Origin of the sequence: Burkholderia sp. Ac-20392 (assembly GCF_017104585.1) — a bacterium.
GTDB lineage: Bacteria > Pseudomonadota > Gammaproteobacteria > Burkholderiales > Burkholderiaceae > Burkholderia > Burkholderia lata.
The window spans coordinates 1-4,121 of sequence record NZ_JAAGPB010000653.1 but is presented as its reverse complement, the minus strand read 5'-3'; the positions used below and the strand labels follow the sequence as shown (position 1 = coordinate 4,121).

At 67.5% G+C, this 4,121-nt stretch carries 4 protein-coding genes; 2 read left to right on the top strand and 2 right to left on the bottom strand.

Annotated elements, in window-relative coordinates:
* Window positions 1–471: 471 nt before the first annotated feature.
* Entirely contained in the window at window positions 472–1,431 is a 960-nt protein-coding gene (locus G3N99_RS36290) for an LLM class oxidoreductase (protein ID WP_206124771.1), read from the bottom strand.
* A gap of 204 nt (window positions 1,432–1,635) precedes the next feature.
* Here G3N99_RS36290 and G3N99_RS36285 point away from each other — a divergent pair, with 204 nt between their 5' ends.
* Window positions 1,636–2,034 (top strand): lysozyme inhibitor LprI family protein, encoded by a 399-nt coding sequence (locus tag G3N99_RS36285; protein ID WP_206124770.1) that lies wholly within the window; start codon window positions 1,636–1,638, stop codon window positions 2,032–2,034.
* Window positions 2,035–2,055: 21 nt separating this feature from the next.
* On the opposite strand, the gene G3N99_RS36280 is transcribed toward G3N99_RS36285, so the two are convergent.
* Window positions 2,056–2,787, bottom strand: a complete 732-nt coding sequence (locus G3N99_RS36280) for a GNAT family N-acetyltransferase (protein WP_206124769.1) — start codon at window positions 2,785–2,787, stop codon at window positions 2,056–2,058.
* Between the two features lie 1,034 nt (window positions 2,788–3,821).
* Here G3N99_RS36280 and G3N99_RS36275 point away from each other — a divergent pair.
* Window positions 3,822–4,121: Sir2 family NAD-dependent protein deacetylase (locus G3N99_RS36275; RefSeq protein WP_277396482.1), on the top strand; the 300-nt coding region annotated here is incomplete at its 3' end.

The following is a 4,121-nucleotide window of genomic DNA, read 5'->3' as shown; positions in this document are numbered from 1 at the left end:
CCTGCGCACGATCGTGTGGATTTTCGAGCACATTGAGTGCCTGCTGCGCCTGTTGCGGTGTCAGCGCGGGCGCGGTGCCGGAAGCGGCCGACGCGGCGGCAGGGGCGGGAGCGGCCGCATGGGCGGCCGATACGACGGCGGCAAGCAGCCAGCCGAGGAGGAAATGTCGCATGGAGTGGGCATGCGGGCGCGCATCGGCGCGCGGCCCGCCAGGCTGAACGATGGACGGAAGTTAACATGATCGCGATCGGAACCGAATAGTTCCGTCGACGATCATTCGAATCGGGCATACCCGACGCGGCGCGGGTGTTTGCGGCGCGTTTGCGCAGTCATGCGGCGGACGCAGACTGCAGGCAGCCGGATAGGTCGGGATGTTTCAATTGCCGATATGTAATGTTTTTGTAATGACGGCTTGTTGGCAACGGCGAGCGATGCACGCGTTGCGTCAAATTAATATGGAATCCTGCCGAATCACGCTGGCTCGTCGTGAAAAACCGGCAGAACGTGTTCCGCGATTTCTTCGACGACTTCGCGCACGGGCCGGTCCGAGCCGGGATTCAGCGTGACGTGATGCGTGCCCGCCGCGCGCATGTCCTGCAGGATGTCGATCAATGCGCGGCGTCCGGTTGCATAGCCGAGCGGCAATGCGGTGGCCGGGGCATCGGGATCCGCGACGAGGTCGAGCCGCATCGATACGCCGAATGCGCGAAAGGCGGGTGACGCGAGCCGGTCGACTGCCGCGCGCCACATCGAATAGCGGGCGCGCTGCGTGTCCGGATCGCGGTGGTACGTCATCCAGCCGATCGAGTGCCGTGCGATCCAGTCGACGCTTTGCCCGCCCGAGCCGACCGCCAGCATCGGTACGGCGTCGGCGCCGCGCGGCAGCAGCGTGAATTCCGGTGCATCGGGCGGCGCTTCGTCGGGCAGCACGCGCGAAGGCACGCCGAGCGCGGCCGCGACGACCTCCCAGTGCGTGCGATATCGGTCGCGCCGCGTCTCCGCATCGACGCCGAACGCCGCATATTCGGGCGGCCGGTCGCCGGAGCCGAGCCCGAGGATGAAGCGGCCGCCCGACAGCGTCGCGACCGACAGCGCGCCTTTCGCGATATGCAGCGGATGACGCAGCGGCAGCACGATCGCACCGCTGGCGAGCGCGATCCGGCGCGTGCGTGACGCCAGTGCGCCGAGCAGGACCCACGGGTCGAGGTGGCCGACCGGATCGGGGTAGTCGGCGCTGTTCAGCGGCACGTCGCGAATCCACAGCGCGCGAAAGCCGAGCGTGTCGGCCAGCGCCGCGAGTTCGAGCTGCTCGTCGAAGTCGGCGACGATATGGCCGGTGCGAAGCAGCGGAAGCGTGAGGCCGATCGACAAACGTCCGTCCGAAAAGACGCGATGCGCGACGTCGGGGCGGGCAGGGGCGGGCGTGGTCATGTCGAGTCCTTGGAGGCGGCGCGAAGCGAACGCGCGACGTTGCGTGTCCGAATGCTAGCGTGTTTGCACGACGGCTGCGCGGCAGCGGCACGGCATGCGCCGTGACTGATCGAGCTCGACCGGTTGGCGTACACGCAGCGAACGTGATGCGGAAAGCGGGCCGGGCATAATCGATGCCTTCCTTCATTGAAACAACGAATCCGGATGAATGCGCTTCCACACAGGGTGATCGGTCTGGCAGCGTGCGCCATGATCTTCGCGGTTGCGTCCGGCGCGCTGGCGGACGAAGCAGGCCAAGCCGCTATCTGCAAGACTGCCGAGGAGACGGGCTACACGGCCGACATCCGCAATTGCCTGCGGCTGAAGTACGAAGCGGCCGACAAGCGGTTGAATGCCGTCTACAAGACGCAGATGGCGAACCTGGACGAGCAGGGCAAAGCGAGGTTGCGCAACGACGAGCGCCGCTGGCTCAAGGCACGGGATGCCACGTGTGCCGAATCGCGGCAGCCCGATGCGGGCGGCTCGCTCGGGCTCGTGGAGCATGACAGTTGCTTCGTCGACGAAACCGAGCGTCGCGTCAAGGCGATCGAGGCTTTTCGTTGAGATGTCGCGCCGGCCACGGCGTCAAGTCACCCGCAGTGTCGTGCCGCGCAGCGTGAGGCCGAGGCGCGACGCCACGCGTTGTGACGCGCGGTTGTCGCTGCCGGTGCTGTAGAACAGCGTACGCGTTTGAAGCGACGGCAGCCGCGACCACGCTGTGGTCACCGCCGCTGCTAGGCCACGCCCCCGAAACGCAGGGGCCGTCGCGAGGCCGAGTTCGGCCCCGACTTCGGACAGCCGCGCGGCGAACGCGACCGATGCGACTTCTCCGTCGACGACGGCCGCGCACCACGGCGCCCACAGATCGGCGACGCGCCGAAACCCCATCGAGAACAGGCCTTCGGGCATCCCGTGCGTGGACAGCGCATGCAGCAGGCGCCGGCCCGCGTCGCTGTCGCCGTCGATCAGCGCGACGCGTGGGTCGGTGTCGAAACCGAGTGCGTGCGGCAGCGGGTAGACGAGGCCGATATTCCAGTGCGGAACAGGGGCGAGCAGCGCGAGATAGCGCTCGAGATGCGCGGGTTGCATGCGGTCCGCGATCGGCGGTTCGCTATCGGCCACGCGTGCGAGTTCGTCTGCGATCGGGGTGGGCACGTCGGCGCGTATGCCCGCCAGGTTGCCGTCCGCGCATCGGCCGAGCCAGAAGCGCGGCGCGGGCGAGCACTCGGGATCGTTCTCGTGTTCGATCCGGCGATTCGGATGCAGCCGGAACAGCGTGCGGTAGTCGATATCCAGCCAGTCGTTTGCGTCAGGCATGCGTCGAGTCAGGGGCTCGGGTCAGGTGGTGCGCGCTGCGCGAGGAGTGCCGGCACGGGGCCGCGCGCCGCACGCATGCGGCGCTGTGGGGCAATTGTAAGCCGTTCGGCGATCGCGCGCAGATGCAACGCCGCGCTGCCCGCGCGGGCCGGGCCGGTGCCGCGCGGCGGCACGCCCGGCCGACGTTCATCGATCCGGAGGGCGTTTCAGTTTCGAAACGTTCGCGCTGCTTGCCGGTGCGCGATTCGCGTCGATGGCACCCAATCCGCCCGCGCGGCCTTGCGGCGTGAAGCATGGTGCGCTCCTTGCATATCTGTGCACGCCGTGAGCGCGGTCGCGGACGCAGTCGGTCCGGCGATCGCTTCAGTGGGTCGGACGTATCGGAGACGGGGACAAGAGAATGAAAACAGACCGAATCGCAACGTGTCGTGTTGCAAACATGAATCGCCGACCTGCCGGGCTATTTGCTTCGCCGTTTATCGAGGCGACGTGAGCGCGCGGCTTTCCGTTCCATCCGAGCAATCGGGTTTGTTCTGAACGACGACGTGCAGGTGTAACGCACGAGGCCGACTGGTGCCAGTCGGCCGTCGGGGATGAACCGTGAATGCCTGCGGATGGCCCGGCCCGGATCCCGGATCGTCAATCTGCCGCGCGCAACGCGAGTCGTCGCGCGGCGTAGGCGTGTGCGTGCCGTGCCTTGCGTCGGCGCGACGGGTCCGAACCGGATCGCACCGGAAAGCCGGCAGCGCATCGATGCATTCGGCATCGCGGAACATGGGCAGTCCAGGGGAAGCGTTCACCGGCCGCAGCAGGGCGGACGCCGCGAAATTGTGCTGTCAGTTGATCCACTACCCCGATGGATCAATTGTTGAAGCGCCCATCGCCACGTGGCGATGGGCGTCTTTTTTTGGACGCCGGTTTGCGACGCGAGCCATCGGCCCGATCGCGCGACGTTCTGTATCATGTGCTGGCGTGCCTGGCCGCCCGTGCGGGCGCACGGTGCTTGCCGGCGCGCCCGATCACGCGTTGCCAACATGAACGACAAAGCCCTGCACGACCCTTCAACCGCCGGCATCGATCCGGCCGCACTCGATGCGCTGCACACGTTCGTCGAGCGTCATCCGCGCCTGCTGGTGCTGACCGGCGCCGGCATCAGCACCGACTCCGGCATTCCCGGCTATCGCGACCGCAACGGCCAGTGGATGCGCTCGCCGCCGATCCAGCTCCACGAATTTCTCGGCTCCGATGCCGCGCGGCGGCGCTACTGGGCGCGCAGCATGATCGGCTGGCCCGTCGTCGGCCGCGCGCAGCCGAACGGGTCGCACGTCGCGCTC

Bases quoted from the DNA above. Each gene is read 5' to 3' on its own strand.
- G3N99_RS36290 (WP_206124771.1), bottom strand. From the start codon at position 1,431: ATGACCACGCCCGCCCCTGCCCGCCCCGACGTCGCGCATCGCGTCTTT.
- G3N99_RS36285 (WP_206124770.1), top strand. From the start codon at position 1,636: ATGAATGCGCTTCCACACAGGGTGATCGGTCTGGCAGCGTGCGCCATG.
- G3N99_RS36280 (WP_206124769.1), bottom strand. From the start codon at position 2,787: ATGCCTGACGCAAACGACTGGCTGGATATCGACTACCGCACGCTGTTC.